Raw genomic sequence first — 19,122 nt, forward strand, 5'->3', positions numbered from 1 at the left:
TCTTCAGAGGGCTGCCCGGCGGCCCTTTCGTTTGGAGTTTGGCGCCTACTTTCCGGCGTTGGTCTCTTCTCCTGCTGCGCCTATAACGCAGATGTCGGGCACGACCCCGGCGGCGCACGCATGTGCGTACACAAGCCAAGCCGCCCAGCGGGGCAAAACAGGAGGAAGACAATGGCAACACCCGGCATGGTCGCGTCCGTGGAATGGACCGACGGCAAGCGCTATCTTTGGATGCTCGGCGCGCTGACCATCACGCTACCCATCGTCGCGGCCGTTTCGGCGCTGGCGACCGGCTGGCATCCGCTCTGGTGGGCGGGACCATTCATCGTGTTCACGATCATCCCGCTGCTCGATTTCCTGATTGGCGACGACCCAGACAACCCGCCCGAAGACATCGTCCCGACGCTGGAAAAACAGCGTTACTACCGCCGCATCGTCTACCTGGCGACCACCGTGCTTTACGTGAGCTTTGCGGTATCGATGTGGGTGCTGCGCACGTATGACCTTGTCTGGTACGACTACATCGCGTTCGCGTTTTCGGTGGGCGTGGTGACGGGCATCTCGATCAACACCGCGCATGAACTGGGCCACAAGACCGACGGCTTCGAGCGCTGGTTGGCCAAGATTACGCTCGCGCCCGTGGCGTATGGACACTTCTTTGTGGAGCACAACCGCGGCCACCACGTGCGGGTGGCCACGCCGGCAGACCCGGCAAGCGCCCGCTATGGCGAGTCGTTCTGGGAGTTCCTGCCGCGTACGGTGGTGGGCAGCGTCAAATCGGCCTGGGCGTTGGAGAAACGTCGGCTGGAGCAGCAGGGCCACTCGGTCTGGTCCTGGCGTAACGAGGTGCTCAACGCTTAGGCGATGACGGTGGTGCTGTGGGGTGTGTGCATCGCGTTCGTCGGGCTCAAGGCGGTGCCGTTCCTGATCATCCAGGCCGTTTACGGGGCGTCGCTGCTGGAGGTGGTGAACTACCTCGAGCACTACGGCCTGTGCCGCCAGCAATTGCCCAGCGGCCGCTACGAACGATGCACGCCGCAGCATTCGTGGAACAGCAACCACGTGGTGACGAACCTGTTCCTGTATCAACTGCAGCGGCATGCCGATCACCACGCCAACCCGACGCGGTCTTTCCAGGCGTTGCGGCATTTTGAGCATTCGCCGCAATTGCCGGCCGGCTATGCGGCGATGATCATGGTCGCCTATGTGCCGCCGCTGTGGTTTCGCGTGATGAACCCGCGCGTGGTGGCGCACTACAACGGCAACATGTCGCTGGCAAATATCAAGCCGTCGATTCGCGACAAGGTGCTCGCGCAGTATCCGGCGCGCGCCTGACCTGCCGGCCTAGCGCCGGGCCACCAGATACTGCACACCCTGCGCGCCGTACCGCTCGGTGTGCGGTGCATTGGCCGCCAGATGAAACGTGTCGCCGGGCCGGTAGACGCGCTCCGCGCCTTCTGCGCGGATGTGAATTTCGCCGGCCAGGATGAGCGCTTTCGCCTCGAACGGGTGCGTGTGCGTGTCCAGCTCGCCCGGCTCTCGCGTCACCAGAACAAACTCCGTAAAGCCTTCCGCTCTTAGCGCGCTGACGAATGCGTCGCGGTCCATTGGCGTGTCTCCGTGTTGTGATGCGTGCCCCGTTTCACCATAAGCGCAGGGCGCAGAAATAAAAAGACGGCCCGGAGGCCGTCGGAAATTCGGCTGTGGGGAAGCCAAATACAACGTTGGCAAGTATCTGACTATCGACATCAGAAATCTAATTGATCTTTGTTATGACGACGATAGGGCGCCGTGTGGCGCAGAATGCCGAGGCGCCACCGAGGTCCCGGACCTGCCATGAACGCCATCACGCCTCTCGCCTTGCTTGAATCCGCTCCAGTCAGCCTGCGCTCCAGCGACGGGCTTGGTTGGGACGGCTTTGCCGCCACGCTGCTCGGGATCCGCGCCGGCGCGTACCGGGTGCCGGCCATGGCGCAGCACCGGGTCAACGTGCATGTCGGCCCGCCTGTGCGGATGAATTGCGTATGCGATGGCCGCCGCTATTCACGCATCCAGGCACACGGCGATGCGGACGTCATTCCCGCAGGCGTGCCCGGCATGTGGACGGACGATGCCGACTGCCGGATTCTGCGGATCGCCATCAGCGACACGTCTGTACGCAGCATCGCCGAACAGATTGGCGTGCGAGCCGACATCACGCCGCGTCTGCAATGGCGCGATGCGCGCGTGCGTCATCTTGCCGCAGCGTTGGGGGCCGAGCTGCAAGCGGAGGACACCTCCGACGCGTTATATGCAGAGGGTCTGTGCACGGCGTTGGTCGTTCGTCTGCTCAGCAGCAGTCGGGATGGTGCCGCCGGTGTGGCCGACCGCACCGGCACGTTGGCGCCTCGCGTGGCTACGCGCGTGATCGACTACATCGAAGCCCATCTGCATGCGCGCCTGACGCTGGCTGAGCTGGCCGCGCAGGCCGGCTTAAGCGTGCCCCATTTCAATGTGCTGTTTCGTGCAACGCTGGGCGTGCCGGCGCATCGCTACGTCGTGCAGCGCCGGGTGGCGCGCGCAAAAGCGTTGCTGTTGGAAGGCCGTCGCAGTGCGTCGCAGATTGCGCTAGACGTGGGCTTTGCGCACCAGAGCCATATGACGCAGTGGATGCAGCGGTTGCTCGGCGTCACGCCCCGTGACGTCATCCGCGCCGGCAAGGCGTTGGCCGTGGCTGCGGACCCGCCGGCTGCGTAGTCGATCCACCGAATCTGCCAAATTCCTCCGTTCCTGCAAGTTTGGTTTGCGGGCCCGCTCTAAGCTCGTGCCTCCCACTTGAGAGGAGCGCGAACATGTTTGTCATCTTTGGGGCGTCGGGCAAAGTCGGCCGCGCGACCGCCGTAGCGCTGCGCAATGCGGGGCGGCCTGTGCGGGCGGTCGTGCGCAGTGCGCGGCAAGGCGAAGCGCTGGCCAGAATCGGCTGCGAGATTGCGATCGCCGATCTGACCGATCCGGCCTCCGTTGCTTCCGCCATCAAGGGCGCGACGGCTGTGCAGATGTTGTGTCCAGTGCCGGTGGGCGACATTGACCCGGCCTTGACCATGGAACGCATGATCGACGTGGCCGCCAATGCGTTGCGTGCCGACCCACCGCCCGCGGTGCTGGCCTTGTCGGATTACGGCGCTGAGCTGGACCAGGGCACCGGTCTGACGCGGCTGTTTCATCTGCTCGAAGAGCGGCTCAAGCCGCTTGCGACGCAACTGACACTGCTGCGCTCAGCGGAGCATGCGCAGAACTGGGCGGCGATGCTGCCCGTAATGCTGGCGACCGGGCGGCTGCCGAGCCTGCACTATCCGCTGGATCGCGCGTTTGCGACCGTCGCCACGCAGGACGTTGGCGCGCTGGCCGCCCAGTTGCTACTCGATGGGCCATCGGCCAACACACCTCGCATCGTCAGCGTGGAAGGCCCGCGCCGTGTGAGCCTGATCGACGTCGCACGCGCGTTCAGCGCTGTCGTCGGCCGCGAGATTGTTGCCGACGCCGTGCCGCGCACCGCCTGGTCGCCGATGCTGCAGCGTGCCGGTCTGAGCGCGAACCATGTGCAACTGCTCACCGAACTCTACGATGCGGTCAACGCCGGGCAGATCGACGTGGAGAAAGGCGTGTCGGAGCAGCGTTTCGGCAAGACCGAGCTGCACGATGTGTTTGCCTCGCTGCTCGCGACGCACATGAGCTCGAGCTAGCGGGGGCGCAGCCCACGCCTGCAAATGCGAATGCCTCTTATGCGGATTTGTATCTGCGGCCGCCGGTTATTTCGCACTGCACGCAATCGCCTCACTATGATCTCGGGATTGCTCCGGAGGTCATCATGGTGGGTGCACGCATTGCGCGCGCGATTGGAACGGCGGTTGTGTTCTCGGCATTTGCGCTGCCGGCGCACGCGGTGTTGCCTGACGAGATCCAGGTCTACACCGGTGATATCAACGCGCCGGGCGAGTTCGGGCTGGAGCTGCATGTCAACACCACGCCCAGCGGGATCGGCGCGCCCAGCTATCCAGGCGAAGTCACGACACCGCACGGCTGGCGTGCCACGGCGGAATTCTCCTATGGCCTGACGCCTTCGCTGGAGCTGGGGCTCTACGTGCCGACCACGCTCACGCGCGAGAACACGGTCTACGTGACAGGCCCGAAGGTGCGGGTGAAATGGATGCCCGTGCGTCCAGTTGATGGCGTGGGGAACTTTGCAGGCATCAACGTCGAACTCGCCCACGTGGCCGGCCGTTTTGAAGCATCTCAAAACGCGGCGGAACTGCGACCCATCTATGGGTATCAGGATGACCGTTGGCTTTGGGCGGTCAACCCGGTGCTTGATTGGAATCTCTCGGGGGACGGGCGCAGCGGCGTGCCGGAGGCCGCGCCCAGTTTCAAGATTGCACGTACGGTTGCGACAGGGGTGCGCGCCGGCACGGAGTATTACGCCGGGCTTGGCCCCATCAACCACATCGCGCCTTTGCATGAACAACAACACACGGTGTTCCTGGCGTTCGACGTGGACCGCAAGCCTTTCGTCTTCAACTTTGGCATCGGCCGCGGCCTGACACGCGCCTCAGACCGCTGGACGCTGAAGTGGATTTTCGAGATTCCGCTGAGCTGATCCCTGGCCGCTGAGTTACGCAACACCTATGCTTTGCAGCAACCGATTGCGCCGGGTCCGCCAAGGAGGCCGCCATGACGATCGACTTACGCTGCATTGCAATGGTGTTGCTGTTGTCAGCGTCTGGGGCGCACGCCGAAGACGACCTGCAGAACCGCGGTCACGACCCGTTCTTCCAGATCTCGTCGGGCGTGGCCAACTGCCCTGAACCGGCCGGCCCGCGCATCAGCGAAGCCGAGTGGAAGCGCGATTCGCACCACCGCATCGAGCATGGCAACCATTGCTGGGTGGAGGGACGCTGCCGCTTGCCCAACGCGTTTTCCTACGACGATGAGATCGCCGAGACGGCGAAGCGGCGCCTGCAATGGATGTCCATTCACGTGCCGGGATGGCAGCAGAACACCACGCTGTGGGTGACGGTATGGCAGCGGTGGATGCTGGTGCAGGGCTGTGTGGCGCCGGGCTACGTGTTGGCGCCGTTCATGACGGCGCTGCATGACGTGCCTGATGTCGAGCGCTTCATCAACGAGACGACGGCACACCCGGAGCGGGGCGTGCCGTATGCGGTGTTCCGCAAGGGCGCGGTTGCCAAGCCTTGACACTAGGTCGCCTGACTTCCTGACGTACCGGCTTAGGGTTTGTGTTTCTGGTAGGTACCGACGAGCTCGGCTTCAGCCAGCACGTGGCCACGCATGGCGCGCTCCAGTTCGGCCTTGGTGGGTGCGCCAAGCTCCGGTAGTTCCACGTTCAGCGCGTAAAGCTTGTGATAGTAGCGATGACGCCCAATGGGCGGGCAGGGGCCGCCGTAAGCGGTGCGCTGCCAGTCGTTGTTGCCGGGGCGAGCACCCGGAGGCAGTCCCTTGCGTGATGCATCTTCTGCCAGCGAAGTGGTGCCTGGCGGGATGTTGTAGAGCACCCAGTGGACCCACGTCATCTTGGGTGCCGCGGGGTCGGGCGCGTCGGGGTCATCGACGATCAGCGCCAGGCTGCGTGTGCCTGCCGGAGCGCCGGTCCACGCGAGCGGCGGCGATGTGTCCGCGCCTTCACATGTCAGGCGGCTGGGGATTTCGCCGCCAGCGGCAAAGGCCGGAGAGGTCAAGGCGAGCGTCATGGCGTGCCTCACTTGAGCGGAGATGGAGGAACCACACAGCACGGTTGCCAGCAGTGACGCCCTGCCCAGCATTCGGAGCGTTCGGCGGTATGCAGGCGGCATGTGCGAGGTCCCGGTCGGCGAGAGCGTATCCAGTCGAAGGCGCTCCTGACTCCTTTCAAGCTAGTGCGCGGCGGCGGGGCAGACAAGGATTGCCGCCGCCTCGGCACCCATTGCCTTCAGGCGAACCACCCCAGCGCCAACGCCGTCGCGGCCGGCACCGTCTGCACAAAGAGAATCCGTTTGTTGACCGTGACGGCGCCCCAGATGCCGGCCACCGCCACGCAGATCAGCCCGAACAGCGCAAACGCGGCGTTGATGGCGGGGTCTGGTGCGATCAGCCCAATGACCAGTGCAGCCACCAGAAAGCCGTTGTACAGGCCCTGGTTGGACGCCATGGCGGCGGTTTCGGCGGCTTTTTCCGGCGTGATGCGGAATACCTTGGGGCCGCGCGTCTTCCACAGCACCATCTCGAGTACGACGATGTAGACGTGGATCAGCAGCACCAGCAGGTAGGCGATGAGGCCGAGGGTTTTGATCATGGGAGGCAATCAGGGTGTGAACGTGCCGCCATGATAGAGACTTTGTGCCGCGTATCGGCTCCCTGATGGAGGGGTATCGGCAGGGCTAAGGCGCACGCAGCCCGTTCCCCGCCGACGCGCCGCCTGCAAATTTCATCTGGCAGGACTATGCTGTGCGTCTTCGTTCCAGGCAGAGGAGCCATCGCATGACCGCATCGCAAGGATCCATGATCACGTTCAAACGCCCGGATGGGCAGGAACTCCAGGGCTATCTGGCCAAGCCGGCCAAGGCAGAGGGCGCCCCGGGCATTGTCGTCATCCAGGAGTGGTGGGGCCTGAATGACCAGATTCGCGGCGTGGCCGATCGCCTCGCGCGCGCGGGCTATGTGGCCCTGGTGCCCGACCTCTATCGCGGCACCATGACGGTGGAAGAGGAAGAAGCGCACCACCTGATGACCAACCTGAACTTTGGCGACGCGGCCACGCAGGATGTGCGCGGTGCGGTGCAATACCTCAAGCAGACCTGCGCCCGCGTGGGCGTGACGGGTTACTGCATGGGCGGTGCGCTGACGCTCCTGACGCTGAGCAACGTGCCGGAGGCGGATGCCGGCGTGGTCTGGTACGGCTATCCTCCGCTGGAATACATCGACGCCTCGAAGATCAAGGTGCCGGTGCAGGGCCACTGGGGCACGCAGGACACCGCCTTCAAGATCGAAGGCGTCGATGCGCTGGAAAAGAAGCTCGTCGATGCTGGCGTCGATGTGGACTTCCACCGCTATCTCGCGCATCACGCCTTCGCAAATGAAACGGCCGTGGGCGAGAACCGCATCGCCATCACGCAATACGACCCGGTGTGGGCCGAACATGCGTGGGACCGCGCGCTGACGTTCTTCGGCCGCACGCTGTGGCCGCGTCAGGGGTAAGCGCACGCAGGACGGCGAGATTGGCGGTACGGCGCGCTCACGAAATGCTGCAATTTCGCATGTGGGCTGCGCTGTTGCCGCCGCGCGCTGCCGCACCAACGGCAGCTGGGTTTAGCAGCCTATTCTTACCGTATGGCCGGACGGCCGCCTCGTGCGGTTTTTTTACGTCCGTGCTCGCGCACGCCTTTACCTCGGCGGGCCGGGCAGGGGACCTTCGGGTCGCCGGCGTCCTACGGGCCGGTCTGCTAACCCTGTCGTCGGGCCCGCCACCCTCGTTTAGCAGCGATTAGTCGGGCCTTTTGCTATCCGTAGGAGGCTCCATGACTGTTGTGTTCGGCGGGCGTCGCCCCGCGTCTTTTCCTTCTCCACCTTGGCTGTGCCCCGTTCCGTTACGACTCGGGAGCCGCCAATGACACTCACCAAACGCCGAGTCTACCTTGACGGTGCGCTGGAAGCGCGAACCTTCCTCTGCCGAACGCAGGCCTACGTGTGCGAGTTCGGGCAGCATCGGCCGCGCCTGCTGCGGCAGCAACTGATGGAGTACACGGGCGGCGCCTATCCGCCCGCATTCGCGCGCGGGTTTGTCGACATGATCGGGGCATACCTGTCGCTGGCACTTGAGCGCAGCGATATCGACCCAGCCACGTGGGAACTGATGGCCGAGGTCGAACGGTTGCGTTAGATGCCCTGCGGCGGCGCGGGCAATCAGTTGCCCAGAATGCGCCGGGCCGCCCGATCGCCCCACCACGCCGCTTCTTCGAACACGGAATAGCCGGACAGGTCCGCATGCGCGTAGTGGATCGGCCCGGCGCTCTCACGCAGGCGCGCAATGCCGGGTCTGGAGAGAAAGCCCGGTGTGGGAATCGCCATCGCATGGCCGCGTAGCGTCAGGTCGGCCCGGCGGATCTGCGTGCGCAGGCGGATGCCGTACACCGTATCGAGATCGGCCAGCGCACGATCGAGCAGCGTTTGCGGCGATGCCTTCAGCAGCCATTCACGCGCGGCCTTCGGTGTCATGTCCGACAGCGCCACGTAGGCCGTGAACACGCTCTGCGCGGGCGGCCCGACGCGAATGTCCTGGTGATTGGCGACCACATATCCCAACCCCGTACCGCGATAGACCACGTTGTCCCACGCCAGCGGCGTGTCGTCGTGTTCGGGCGGAAAGCCGTCGATGAGCAGGTTGGCGAGCAGCCACGGTGCGGTTTCGGGCAACTCGGCGGCGGGCACGTCAAAGCCGTCGACGATGTGTTTGGCAACGTGCAGCGGCATCGCGCTGACCACGTGATCGGCTAGCAGGCGCACGACGCGGCCATCCGCTTGCAGGATATCTGCGAAGACGCATGCGCCGGCTTCGGTGGTTGTGCCGATGCGCGCGGCGCTGCCCGGGAGCAGGCGGCCTGGTTCGTTCAGTCCGGCGGCTTCGAACAGGCGCTTGGCCATCCAGTCCAACCCTTCCGGCCACGTGAGCACCGTGCCCTGTTCGGCGTTGCTCGCCATGCCGCCGCGGCTGGCGAAGTACGCAATGCCGGCCCAGGCGGAAACATGATCGGCGGTGGCGCCGTAATCGTCGCGGCAGCAGTAGTCGGCATACCAGTGCAGCGTTGCGGCGCGGTAGCCCTCGCGGTGCAGCCACTCGCGAAAGGTGAGGCTGTCGAGCGCGCGCCATGCCGGGTCTGCAGACGAGAGCGCTGTCGGCACGGCAAAGATGCGGCGGCCGTCGGCTCCCTTGCTATGGCGCAGGCTGTCGATCTGGGCGAAGAAGCGGGTGTGCTCGGCGCGCTCCGCCTCGGTAACGCCTTCGTGCGGCACAAAGCCGTCTTGCCAGCGGTTGCCCAGCCACAGGCGTTCATCGGGCGCATGAACGAGCACGCGTTCGTCGTATGTCGGGCGCAGCGCAAACGGATCGCGCTCGATCACGCCAAAGTCGGCCAGCATCTCGCGCACGTGCGTCGATTCCATCGACGGCAGGGGCAGATAATGCGCTCCCGTGGGGAAGCGCTGCGTGCCGAACGCACCGCCCGCGGCATTGCCATAGCGCTCCGGTCCCTCGACGACAACCACGTCGCGCCGGCCGCCTTTTGCCAGCCGCCACGCGCAGCTTAATCCGCCAATGCCGCTGCCGCAGATAGCCACGGCCACGCGGCGTGTTTCCGACGGCGTCGGCAGCGCATGCAAGGCACGTAAACGATGGCCCTCCGTTTGGCCGGGCATGCGCACGTTGGGCGTGATTTCCGTCAAGGCGCGAAAGCCCGCCCACGAAGCCGCACCCGCCGCAGCCACACCGGCCGCGGCTGCGCCCACAAGAAAGCTGCGTCTGCTGTTCATGATGTGCCGGCCATCAGCGCAGCACGCCGTGCCAGTCTTCTTCGAAATACCGCACCAGCGATTGGTTGTTCAGCCGGTTGGGCTCTACTTTCGGGCGCGGCATGTCGGGCGCGAAGCTGAACATCTGGTGCGTGGTGTCGGCATCCAGGAAGCGCGTCGGCACGCGATACGACGTGGGTGGCTGGAAATCCGCGCGGCCCGGTGCGGCCAGGATGAAGCCCCATTCACCAAACGAGGGCACCAGCGCGTGGTACGGCCACGTGCGGTAACCAGCTTCCTTCAGCGTCGCATCCACACACCAGTACGAACGCGGCGCGAAATAAGGCGACGTGGCTTGAATGACAACCAGGCCTGTATCCGCCACATGGCGCGACAGCAGCCGGTAGAACGGCACCGAATACAGCTTGCCGATGCTGAAGTTCGACGGGTCCGGAAAATCGACGATGGCCACGTCGAACATGTCGGTGGCGGTTTGCATCCATTGCGCCGCATCGGCGTTGACCACCGTCACGCGCGGGTCGCTGAACGCATGCTGGTTGAGCGCGACCAGTGCCTCGGCGTGCGAGAACAGGTTTGTCATGCGCGGGTCCAGGTCGACCAGCGTCACGTGCTCGATTTGCGGGTACTTCAGGATCTGCCGCAGCGCGAGTCCGTCGCCGCCGCCGAGCACCAGCACGCGCCGCGCACCGCGCACCGATTCCAGGGCAGGCAGCACCAGCGCCTCGTGATAGCGGTATTCGTCACGCGAGGAAAACTGCAGGTTGCCGTTGATGTACAGGCGCAGGTCGTCTTTCCAGCGCGTGACGACCAGCCGCTGATACGGCGAGGAAATCGCGTGGATGATCTCGTCGCCAAAGAGCGCGCGCTCCGACCAGTGCGTGAGCTTGTCCGATGCGCCAAAGCCCGCGAGCAACGCCGCTGCCACTGCGCCTGCGCGCCACGCCATCGCCGTACGCATGCGGGCCGTGAGCGCCAGCTCGGCGCGGAAGTGCCAGAGCGTCCAGACCGCAATCGCCGTATTGAACAGTCCGAACAGAAAACCGGTGCGCACCAGCCCCAGGCGCGGCGCCAGTACCAGCGGAAACAGCAGCGACACCGCCAGGGCACCCAGGTAATCGAACGTCAGCACGCGGCTGACGAGGTCGGAGAACTTGGCTTGCCGCCGATGCAGCATGCGCATCACCAGCGGGATCTCCATGCCCACCAGCACGCCGATCACCGTGACCAGCGCGTACAGCACCAAGCGGAACGGCGCCGATTCCAGCGCAAACAACGCAAACAGCGCCGCCGCAGATACGCCGCCAAACAGCCCGACCAACAATTCCAGATCGACAAAGCGGGCGAGCAGCGCGTCGTCCGCCACGTAGCGGGAGAGCCATGAGCCGATGCCCATGGCAAACAGATAGGCGCCGATGATGGAAGAGAACTGCAGGATGGAATCGCCCAGCAGATACGAAGCCAATGCCCCGGCAATCAATTCGTACGCCAGCCCGCACGAGGCCACCACAAAGACTGCAAGGACCAGCAGGGCATTGCCGCGGCCGGCTGGCTGCGTGGGTTCGTATGTGGCGTCAGGCTGCGGCGTCGACATGCTGCGAAGGTGGAAAATGAAGGGGCGTTAACAAACGGCGGATGCCGAGGCGAGCGCGATTGTGCCGCCTTTTTTCCCGGCCTGCGAGCCGCCTGGTGCGGGGCTGCATCGGGGGGTACGCAAGCGGCGCATCAGCCGCTATAGTGGCGCCACCTATGTACTGCTCGGCCTCTTCCCATGCCCGACATGACCGCTCCCGTGATCGCCTATGCCTCGCACCTGCTGGCGGGCGCCGTGGTGTTCTCCGGCTTCTTCTTCATCTACCTGCGCCTGACGCCGTATGACGAGTTCAAGCTGATCCGCGAAGGCAATATCGCCGCGGCGCTGTCGCTGGCCGGGGCGCTGCTCGGTTTCGTGCTGACCATCGCGTCGAGCATCACGCATGCCGATGGCTTGGTGCCGTTCCTGTTCTGGGCGGTGATGGCGTCGGTGGTGCAGCTGATCGTCTTCCTGGTGCTCACGCGGCTGATGCCGGACTACCGGCTGCAGATCGAGCACAACAACATCGCCGCCGGTATGCTGTTTGGCGTGAGCGCGCTGGCCGTTGGCGTGATCAACGCCGCGTGCCTGTCGTGACCTTGTCCTGATTGTTCCTGCCCCGCGAGTCATCGCGAAGGAGTCTGCTGTGAGCCTGTCCAGTTTCATCAAGAAGCAGTTCATCGACATCCTGCAATGGACGGAGAGCGAGGACGGCGTGCTCGCCTGGCGCTATCCGATGCAGGACATGGAAATCCAGAACGGCGGCACCCTGGTCGTGCGCGACTCGCAGATGGCGATGTTCGTCAACGAAGGCCAGATCGCCGATGTATTTGGCGCCGGCACCTTCAAGCTGACCACGCAGACGCTGCCCGTTCTCACGTACCTGAAGAACTGGGACAAGCTGTTCGAGTCCCCCTTCAAGTCCGACGTCTACTACTTCAGCACGCGCCAGCAACTTGGCCGCCGCTGGGGCACGCCGCAGCCCGTGACGGTGCGCGACAAGGATTTCGGCATGATCCGCCTGCGCGCCTTTGGCGTGTACGCCTACCACGTGGCCGACCCAAAGCTGTTCTACCAGCAGGTGAGCGGCACGCGCGACATCTACACCGTGGATGACGTCGAGGCGCAGCTGGGCCCAGTCATCATGGGTGCGATGGCGACGGCGTTTGGCGAATCCGGCGTGCCCTTCCTGGACTTGGCCGCCAACCAGATGCTGATGTCGAACAAGGTGCGCGAGGCGCTGCTGCCGCAGTTCACGCAGTACGGCCTGGCGCTCGACAGCTTCCAGGTGTCCAGCGTCACGCTGCCGGACGAACTGCAGGCCGCGCTGGATCGCCGCATCAGCATGGACATGACCGGCGACATGCAGCGCTTCACGCAATACCAGACGGCCGAATCGCTGCCGCTGGCGGCACGCAACGAAGGCGGCATCGCCGGTACGGGTGCGGGTTTGGCGGCAGGGCTGGCAATGGGCCAGGCGATGGCCGACAGCCTGCGTACCGCTGTGCAGGGCAACGCTGGCGGTGCGGCTGCTCCTGCAGCGCAATCTGCCGCCGCCGTCCCCGCTGCTCCGGCAGCGGACGACCCCACCGCACGCCTGGCCAAGCTCAAGGAACTGCTCGACAAGGGCCTCATCACGCAAGCGGACTTCGATGCCGGCAAGGCTGCCGTGCTGAAGGCGCTGACCGGAGGCTGAGCCCCGGCCCGCTGATCGGATGACCGGGCGGCACCGCAAGCCGCCCGTTTTTCTGCGCAATTTTTCGCGCAATCGAACGACCTGACCATGTTTCATGCCAACTGCCCGGCGTGTGGCGCGCCGGTGGAACTGAAGTCTGCAGCTGCCGTCATGGCGGTGTGCAGCTTCTGCAAGAGCACGTTGCTGCGCGACGGCGAGACGCTTTCCGACATCGGCAAGATGTCCGCCGTGCTGGAGGACTACGCACGCGTGCAGATCGGCACCACCGGGCGCTACAAGAACAAGGCGTTCACAATTGTCGGCCGCATCCAGCTGCGTTACGACGCGGGTTTCTGGAACGAGTGGTACGTGCTGTTTGACGACGGCTCCGATGGCTGGCTGGCGGAAGCGTCCGGACAAGTCACGATGACCTTCGCGCGCGGTACGCCTGCCAATGCGGTCGCGTTTGAGGGGCTGCGCCCGGGGCAGCTGTACGATGCCGAGGGCAAGCAGTTCACGCTGTCCGACGTGCGCGAAGCCGATTGCACCGGCGGCCAGGGCGAATTGCCGTTCCGCGTGGGCGAAGGCTGGCACGCGCGTGTGGCCGATGGCCGCCGCGAAGACGCTTTCATCACGCTGGACTACTCCGATGGCACGGCGCCAGCGCTCTACGTGGGCGAAGCCACCACGCTCGATGTGCTCGAGTGCCAGCTTCTGCGCACCGACGCCGAGATCAAGGAAACCGCCGGCCGCATTCCGGGCAAGCTGACGAATCTCGATTGCCCGCAGTGCGGCACATCGATCCCATTCAGCCCCGGCGTAACGGGCCACGTGCTGTGCCCCGGCTGCGGCGCGGCCATCGATGCGGCCACGCCGCGCGGCGACATCATCGCGCGCGCACGGTCGGTGCCGCAGGTGGCCACCACGCTGGAGCTGGGCGACAAGGCGCTCATCGATGGCCTGCAATGGCAGGTGATCGGCGTGATGCGCCGCGCGGTGGTCGACGGCGGCGGCGAATGGTTCGAATACCTGCTGTACACGCCCAAGCGCGGTTTCAGCTGGATGGTCGAAACCGATGACGGCTGGTTCCGCGCCAACGTGCTCGACCGCTGGCCCACCCGGAACGACGGGCGCACCGCGGTGCTCGACGGCAAGGTCTACGCCCGCGACGAGGACTACACCTCGCGCGTGACCTACGCCGCCGGGGCCTTCAACTGGCGCGTGCAAACAGGTGACCAGACGCGCGTTGTTGAATACACCGCCGGCGGGGAAAGCTTGGCTGCGGAGAGCGACGCGCATGAGCTCACGTGGTCGAAGAGCACGCCCGTGAGTGCCGCGCAGATCAAGGCCTGGTTCGGCAAGGTTGTCGCCGAGCCGGCCAAGGCGTCGTCGAATTACATGACGGTGGCGGTGGTCGCCTGCGTGCTCCTCGGTCTGCTGAACCTCGTGCCGTTCTTCATGGCGCCGGGCTCGGTGTTCGGTATCACGTTCTTCGCGGCGCTGCTATTGCTGGTGCCCGCGTGGCTGGTCGCCAAGATTGGGGGCGGGGAATGAAGAACTGGTTCGTTCTCTATGCCGTGGCCGTGGTGATTGGCGCCACCTATATGGACTGGAAGGCCGGCTTTGCCGCGCCGCGCACGCCGTCGTACGGCAGCAGCACGGGCGGGTCGTCGTCTTACTGGGGCGGCTCATCGGGCGGCAGCGGTTATGGCGGTGGTTTTAGCGGGGGCCACAAGTGACGCGCACCGATGCAGCGCTTTCTGTGGAAGAAGCACCCGCCGCCGTGGGCGAGCATCTGCTGCTCGATCTGTATGGCGTTGCGCCTGTGCTGTTGCGCGATGCGGCCACACTGGAAACCGCACTGCGCGATGCTGCCAACGCACTGGGTGCGACCATCCTGCATGCACATCTGCATCGCTTCGATTCCGTGCGCGCCGGTTTGCCCGGTGGCGAGCAGGGCGGCGTGACCGGTGTGTTGCTGCTCGCCGAATCGCATCTTTCGATTCACACCTGGCCCGAGCACGGGTTTGCCGCCATCGACGCGTTCATGTGCGGCACCGGCACAACGCATGCCGCGCGCGCCGTGTTCGAGCGCGCGTTGGCGCCGGAACGGGTTGACGTGCGCGTCGCCCGCCGCGGCGGCGAGCCCGCGCCCCACTGATCTACACCGGCTGTCCGTCGAATATCACGCGATTGCGCCCCAGCCGTTTGGCGGCCAGCAGGGCGGCATCAGCACGCATGATGAGGTCTGTCGGCGTGCACAGGTTCTTCTCCGGCTCGCAGCTTGCCAGGCCTACGCTGATGGAGCTGCGGATGTTGGCTTCCGGCGTGGCGATCTCCAGCGACTCCACCGCGCTGCGTAGGCGTTCCGCAATGTCGCTGGCCTGCAGTGTGGTCGTATCGGGCAGAACCACCAGGAATTCCTCGCCGCCGTAGCGGCCCACTGCATCGATGGGGCGCGAATTCACCCGCAGCGTGCGAGCGATCTCAACCAAGACCGCATCGCCCACGGGGTGGCCGTAGGTATCGTTCACGCGCTTGAAGTGGTCAACATCCACCACCAGCAATGAAAGCGGCTGCCCGTACCGCATCGCGTGGCCGCACTCGCGCGTGAGCAGTTCCATCGCGGCGCGCCGGTTCCAGATGCCCAGCATCGGATCCGTCAGGCTTTCGTGGCGCGCAATCTGCAGCTCGGTCAGGATGGAGCGCTGCGTTTCGCTCAGTTCGCGCTCGCGAAATCCCGATTCCACCCAACTGGCCAGGTCATTGAGCAGCTCCCGCTCGGCCTGGTCAAACGACCGCGGCTTCTTGTCGAGCACGCAGAGCGTGCCCACGGCATAGCCAGACAGATTCCTGACCGGCCGCCCAGCATAGAAGCGGATATGCGGCGCGCCCGTCACGAGCGGGTTGTCGGCAAAGCGCGGGTCGGCCTTGGTGTCTGGAATGACGAGCATCTGGTCTTCGGCCACGGCATGGCCGCAGAACGAGATGTCGCGCCCGGTCTCGCGCACGTTCAAGCCGATACAGGATTTGAACCATTGACGCTGGGCGTCGATGAGCGACACGAGCACAATCGGGGCGTCGAACACGCGCTTGGTCGTGCGCGTGACGCGGTCGAACAACTCCTCGTCGGGTGTGGAGAGCAACAGCATGTCTTGCAGCGAGGCAAGACGTTCGGGTTCGTTCGTGGGGATGGGAGCGGGTTTCATGCGCAAGGCGCACCGGCCGGGCCGGCGCTCTTGAAACGGGCAATGGAAAAGGAAAAGGGATAGGCCGCGCATAGCAAGCCGCGGGCCCATGATAGTTTACTTAGCGGCCAACCATGTTCTCCGGCCGCACCCACGCATCGAACTGCTCGGAGGTGACATAGCCAAGCGCCAGCGCGGCCTCGCGCAGGCTGGTGCCTTCCTTGTGCGCCTTCTTGGCGATCTGCGCCGATTTGTCGTAGCCAATATGCGGGTTGAGCGCTGTCACCAGCATCAGCGAGCGTTGTACCAGCTCGTCGATACGGTCGCGGTTCGGCTCGATACCCGCGGCGCAGTGATCGTTGAAGCTGCGCATGCCGTCGGCCAGCAGGCGCACGCTGTGCAGGAAGTTGTAGGCAATCATCGGGCGGAACACGTTCAGCTCGAAGTTGCCCGACGCACCGCCCACGTTCACTGCGACGTCGTTACCGTAGACCTGCGCACACAGCATCGTCACCGCTTCGCTCTGCGTGGGGTTGACCTTGCCGGGCATGATCGACGAGCCCGGCTCGTTCTCAGGGATAGAGATTTCTCCCAGCCCGCTGCGTGGTCCACTGGCCAGCCAACGGATGTCGTTGGCGATCTTGGTGAGGCTGGCTGCCAGCGTTTTCAGCGCGCCGTGCGCATGCACAAGGCCATCGGCCGACGCCATGGTCTCGAACTTGTTCGGCGAGGTGATGAAAGGCAGGCCGGTCAGTTGCGCCAGCTCTTCGGCCACCTGTTCAGCATAACCGGCCGGTGCGTTGAGGCCGGTGCCGACCGCCGTGCCACCCAGCGCGAGTTCGCACAGGTGTGGCAGGGCGGCGTTCAGGTGCGTTTCGTTGTGCTGCAACTGTGCAACGTAGCCGGAGAACTCCTGGCCCAGCGTGAGCGGCGTCGCATCCTGCAGGTGCGTACGGCCGATCTTGATGATGTCGTTGAAGTCGGCAGCTTTCTTGGCGAGGGTCTCCCGCAGCGTGCGCAGCGATGGAATCAGATGGTGCGTGATGGCCGTTACGGCAGCCACGTGCATCGCGGTCGGGAACACATCGTTGGACGACTGGCTGCGGTTCACATCATCGTTCGGATGCACGAGGCGTGCTTCTCCGCGTTCCCCGCCGAGCAGCTCGCTGGCGCGATTGGCGAGCACCTCGTTCATGTTCATGTTGGTCTGCGTGCCTGAGCCCGTTTGCCAGACCACCAGCGGAAATTCGTTCGGGTGTTTGCCCGCGATGACCTCGTCAGCGGCATTGACGATGGCGTTGGCCTTGTCCGCGGAGAGCAGCCCCAGGCGCTGGTTGACGAGGGCGCTGGCACGTTTGATGCGGGCGAGCGCGTCGATCAGCTCGCGGGGCATGCGGTCGCCTGCAATGTCGAAGTTCTGCAGCGAGCGTTGCGTTTGTGCGCCCCACAAGTGGTCGGCAGGGACTTCAATGGGGCCAAAGGTGTCGCGTTCGGTACGGGTGGTCATGGCAGGAGCGAGGGCACGAGGAGACTGAGATGAACGCTTCAGTATAGGCAGAGCGCAGTGCCCTTGTCGGCCGTAGGGCGGATACGCCTGTCGAGCGGGAATCAGCGTTTGCGGGCTCAGGCCAGGCACGCCACAATGACGGCTGCGTCGCACATCTGCCGGTTCTGCCCCCGCCCCATGCCCACCACGCCCTCCGCCTCCCTCGACACCTCTCTGAAACCGTTGCTCTGGCTGGTGGCGATGGGACTGTTCATGCAGACGCTCGATTCCACGATCGTCAACACCGCGTTGCCGGCCATGGCACGCAGCCTGTCGGAAAGCCCGCTGAAGATGCAGTCGGTCATCATCGCCTACACGCTGACGACCGCCATGCTGATGCCTGCGTCGGGATGGCTGGCCGATCGCTTCGGCACGCGGAAGATGTTCTTTGCTGCCATCTTTCTCTTCACCATTGGTTCCTTGCTCTGCGCGGAGTCCCGCAGCCTGACCATGCTGATTGCCTCGCGCGTGGTGCAGGGTGTAGGCGGCGCGCTGCTGATGCCCGTGGGGCGGCTGACGGTGCTGCGCGTGGTGCCGCGCGAGCAGTTCTTGCCGGCCATGAGTTTCGTCACCATCCCGGGGCTGATCGGCCCGCTGATCGGCCCGACGCTGGGGGGCTGGCTGGTGGAAGCCGTGTCGTGGCACTGGATCTTCCTGATCAACATTCCCGTGGGCGTGATCGGCGCGCTGGTCACGCTCAAGGTGATGCCCGATGTGCACGCAGAAGACGACAGCCGCTTCGACTGGTCCGGCTATCTGATGCTGGCCTTCGGCATGGCGGCGGTATCGTTTTCGCTCGACGGGCTGTCGGAGCTCGGCTTCCAGCACGCGACGGTGCTGGTGCTGCTGGTCTTCGGTCTGGCCGCACTCACCGCCTATTGGCTGCACGCGGGGCGTGTGGCCGGGCCGCTGTTTCCGCGCACGCTGTTCGGTATTCCGAGCTTTTCCATTGGTGTGCTCGGCAACCTGTTTGCACGCATCGGCAGCGGCGGGATGCCGTTCCTCATTCCGCTGCTGCTGCAGGTGAGCCTGGGGTACACGCCGCTGCAGGCGGGGCTGATGATGGTGCCGGTGGCCGCAGCCGGCATGGCCGCCAAGCCACTGGGCACCTGGGCCATCAAGCGCTACGGCTATCGCCGCATGCTGTCCGTCAACACGGTCATGGTCGGCCTGATGATGGCCAGCTTTGCCGTGATGACGCCCAACGTGCCGGTGTGGCTGCGCATCGTGCAACTGGCGATCTTCGGCACGTTCAACTCGATGCAGTTCACGGCCATGAACACGCTCACGCTCAAGGACCTGACGGGCCCCCTGGCCAGCGCGGGCAACAGCATGCTCTCGATGGTGATGATGCTGTCGATGAGCCTGGGCGTGGCCGCAGCCGGCGCGTTGCTGACGGGCTTTACCGACTTCACCGCCGGACCGGAAGGGCGCGACACGCTGGCGGCGTTCCACAAGACGTTTGTCTGCGTGGGCGTCATGACCTGCGCGGCTGCGTGGATCTTTGCCCAGCTCTCGCGCTTCGAGTCAACGCACGTCGTCAAGCGGCCCGAGATGGAAGTGCATTGAACGCCCGCTTCGGCGACCG

At 65.0% G+C, this 19,122-nt stretch carries 20 protein-coding genes and 1 pseudogene; 13 read left to right on the forward strand and 8 right to left on the reverse strand.

Annotated features, from left to right (window positions below; genetic code table 11):
* Positions 1-171: 171 nt before the first annotated feature.
* A pseudogene (locus tag ACUXH0_RS06085) lies at positions 172-1,335 on the forward strand (alkane 1-monooxygenase).
* Between the two features lie 9 nt (positions 1,336-1,344).
* Here the strand turns inward: ACUXH0_RS06085 and ACUXH0_RS06090 are convergent.
* Complete coding sequence (locus ACUXH0_RS06090; RefSeq protein ID WP_004627644.1) at positions 1,345-1,608, reverse strand: cupin domain-containing protein; 264 nt, start codon at positions 1,606-1,608, stop codon at positions 1,345-1,347.
* A gap of 228 nt (positions 1,609-1,836) precedes the next feature.
* Between ACUXH0_RS06090 and ACUXH0_RS06095 the strand changes: the two genes are divergently transcribed.
* The 4 genes from ACUXH0_RS06095 to ACUXH0_RS06110 all read left to right on the forward strand — a co-directional run bounded on the left by ACUXH0_RS06095 (position 1,837) and on the right by ACUXH0_RS06110 (position 5,232).
* Positions 1,837-2,736 (forward strand): helix-turn-helix domain-containing protein, encoded by a 900-nt coding sequence (locus tag ACUXH0_RS06095; RefSeq protein WP_182594023.1) that lies wholly within the window; start codon positions 1,837-1,839, stop codon positions 2,734-2,736.
* Positions 2,737-2,831: 95 nt separating this feature from the next.
* Entirely contained in the window at positions 2,832-3,722 is an 891-nt protein-coding gene (locus ACUXH0_RS06100) for an NmrA family NAD(P)-binding protein (RefSeq protein ID WP_182594024.1), read from the forward strand.
* Positions 3,723-3,847: 125 nt separating this feature from the next.
* Entirely contained in the window at positions 3,848-4,633 is a 786-nt protein-coding gene (locus tag ACUXH0_RS06105; protein WP_024974637.1) for a hypothetical protein, read from the forward strand.
* A gap of 74 nt (positions 4,634-4,707) precedes the next feature.
* Positions 4,708-5,232, forward strand: a complete 525-nt coding sequence (locus tag ACUXH0_RS06110; RefSeq protein WP_004627635.1) for a hypothetical protein — start codon at positions 4,708-4,710, stop codon at positions 5,230-5,232.
* 32 nt (positions 5,233-5,264) lie between these two features.
* On the opposite strand, the gene ACUXH0_RS06115 is transcribed toward ACUXH0_RS06110, so the two are convergent.
* Together ACUXH0_RS06115 and ACUXH0_RS06120 are read right to left on the reverse strand one after the other, a co-directional pair.
* Positions 5,265-5,744 (reverse strand): YbhB/YbcL family Raf kinase inhibitor-like protein, encoded by a 480-nt coding sequence (locus ACUXH0_RS06115; protein WP_004627634.1) that lies wholly within the window; start codon positions 5,742-5,744, stop codon positions 5,265-5,267.
* 218 nt (positions 5,745-5,962) lie between these two features.
* Positions 5,963-6,325 carry a DUF1304 domain-containing protein gene (locus ACUXH0_RS06120; protein ID WP_004627631.1) on the reverse strand — a complete coding sequence of 121 codons (363 nt, stop codon included), beginning with the start codon at positions 6,323-6,325 and terminating at the stop codon, positions 5,963-5,965.
* 185 nt (positions 6,326-6,510) lie between these two features.
* Between ACUXH0_RS06120 and ACUXH0_RS06125 the strand changes: the two genes are divergently transcribed.
* Positions 6,511-7,227, forward strand: coding sequence for a dienelactone hydrolase family protein (locus ACUXH0_RS06125; protein ID WP_182594025.1), 717 nt, complete (start codon positions 6,511-6,513; stop codon positions 7,225-7,227).
* Between the two features lie 409 nt (positions 7,228-7,636).
* Positions 7,637-7,909, forward strand: a complete 273-nt coding sequence (locus ACUXH0_RS06130) for a hypothetical protein (RefSeq protein ID WP_012430201.1) — start codon at positions 7,637-7,639, stop codon at positions 7,907-7,909.
* Between the two features lie 23 nt (positions 7,910-7,932).
* Here ACUXH0_RS06130 and ACUXH0_RS06135 read toward each other — a convergent pair whose 3' ends face one another.
* Both ACUXH0_RS06135 and ACUXH0_RS06140 read right to left on the reverse strand, forming a co-directional pair.
* Entirely contained in the window at positions 7,933-9,555 is a 1,623-nt protein-coding gene (locus ACUXH0_RS06135; RefSeq protein ID WP_182594026.1) for an NAD(P)-binding protein, read from the reverse strand.
* A 13-nt stretch (positions 9,556-9,568) separates the two neighbouring features.
* The gene (locus tag ACUXH0_RS06140) at positions 9,569-11,146 is read right to left on the reverse strand and encodes a polyamine aminopropyltransferase (RefSeq protein WP_182594027.1); all 1,578 of its coding nucleotides are present in this window, start codon (positions 11,144-11,146) and stop codon (positions 9,569-9,571) included.
* A gap of 177 nt (positions 11,147-11,323) precedes the next feature.
* On the opposite strand from ACUXH0_RS06140, the gene ACUXH0_RS06145 reads away from it, so the two are divergent.
* From ACUXH0_RS06145 to speD, 5 genes are all read left to right on the forward strand, one after another.
* The gene (locus ACUXH0_RS06145; RefSeq protein ID WP_004627622.1) at positions 11,324-11,722 is read left to right on the forward strand and encodes a DUF350 domain-containing protein; all 399 of its coding nucleotides are present in this window, start codon (positions 11,324-11,326) and stop codon (positions 11,720-11,722) included.
* Positions 11,723-11,771: 49 nt separating this feature from the next.
* Complete coding sequence (locus ACUXH0_RS06150) at positions 11,772-12,821, forward strand: SPFH domain-containing protein (protein ID WP_024974644.1); 1,050 nt, start codon at positions 11,772-11,774, stop codon at positions 12,819-12,821.
* A gap of 87 nt (positions 12,822-12,908) precedes the next feature.
* A complete protein-coding gene (locus tag ACUXH0_RS06155) occupies positions 12,909-14,354 on the forward strand; it encodes a DUF4178 domain-containing protein (protein WP_012430205.1) in 1,446 nt (481 codons plus the stop codon).
* Positions 14,351-14,539, forward strand: coding sequence for a hypothetical protein (locus ACUXH0_RS06160; protein WP_024974646.1), 189 nt, complete (start codon positions 14,351-14,353; stop codon positions 14,537-14,539). Before ACUXH0_RS06155 ends, ACUXH0_RS06160 begins: the two co-directional genes overlap by 4 nt.
* Positions 14,536-14,961, forward strand: coding sequence for an adenosylmethionine decarboxylase (gene speD, locus ACUXH0_RS06165; RefSeq protein ID WP_004627613.1), 426 nt, complete (start codon positions 14,536-14,538; stop codon positions 14,959-14,961). The genes ACUXH0_RS06160 and speD overlap by 4 nt, the downstream gene beginning before the upstream one ends.
* A gap of 1 nt (position 14,962) precedes the next feature.
* Here the strand turns inward: speD and ACUXH0_RS06170 are convergent, their stop codons facing one another.
* The 3 genes from ACUXH0_RS06170 to ACUXH0_RS06180 form a co-directional block, all read right to left on the reverse strand.
* Positions 14,963-16,009 (reverse strand): sensor domain-containing diguanylate cyclase, encoded by a 1,047-nt coding sequence (locus ACUXH0_RS06170; RefSeq protein ID WP_012430206.1) that lies wholly within the window; start codon positions 16,007-16,009, stop codon positions 14,963-14,965.
* 100 nt (positions 16,010-16,109) lie between these two features.
* A complete protein-coding gene (gene fumC, locus ACUXH0_RS06175) occupies positions 16,110-17,495 on the reverse strand; it encodes a class II fumarate hydratase (protein ID WP_182594028.1) in 1,386 nt (461 codons plus the stop codon).
* Between the two features lie 116 nt (positions 17,496-17,611).
* Complete coding sequence (locus ACUXH0_RS06180) at positions 17,612-17,749, reverse strand: hypothetical protein (protein ID WP_235202099.1); 138 nt, start codon at positions 17,747-17,749, stop codon at positions 17,612-17,614.
* Here ACUXH0_RS06180 and mdtD point away from each other — a divergent pair.
* A complete protein-coding gene (gene mdtD, locus ACUXH0_RS06185) occupies positions 17,736-19,103 on the forward strand; it encodes a multidrug transporter subunit MdtD (protein ID WP_037023117.1) in 1,368 nt (455 codons plus the stop codon). The two genes, ACUXH0_RS06180 and mdtD, sit on opposite strands and share 14 nt — an antisense overlap.
* Positions 19,104-19,122 lie beyond the last annotated feature (19 nt).

This window comes from Ralstonia sp. 110700041-2 (assembly GCF_056280165.1).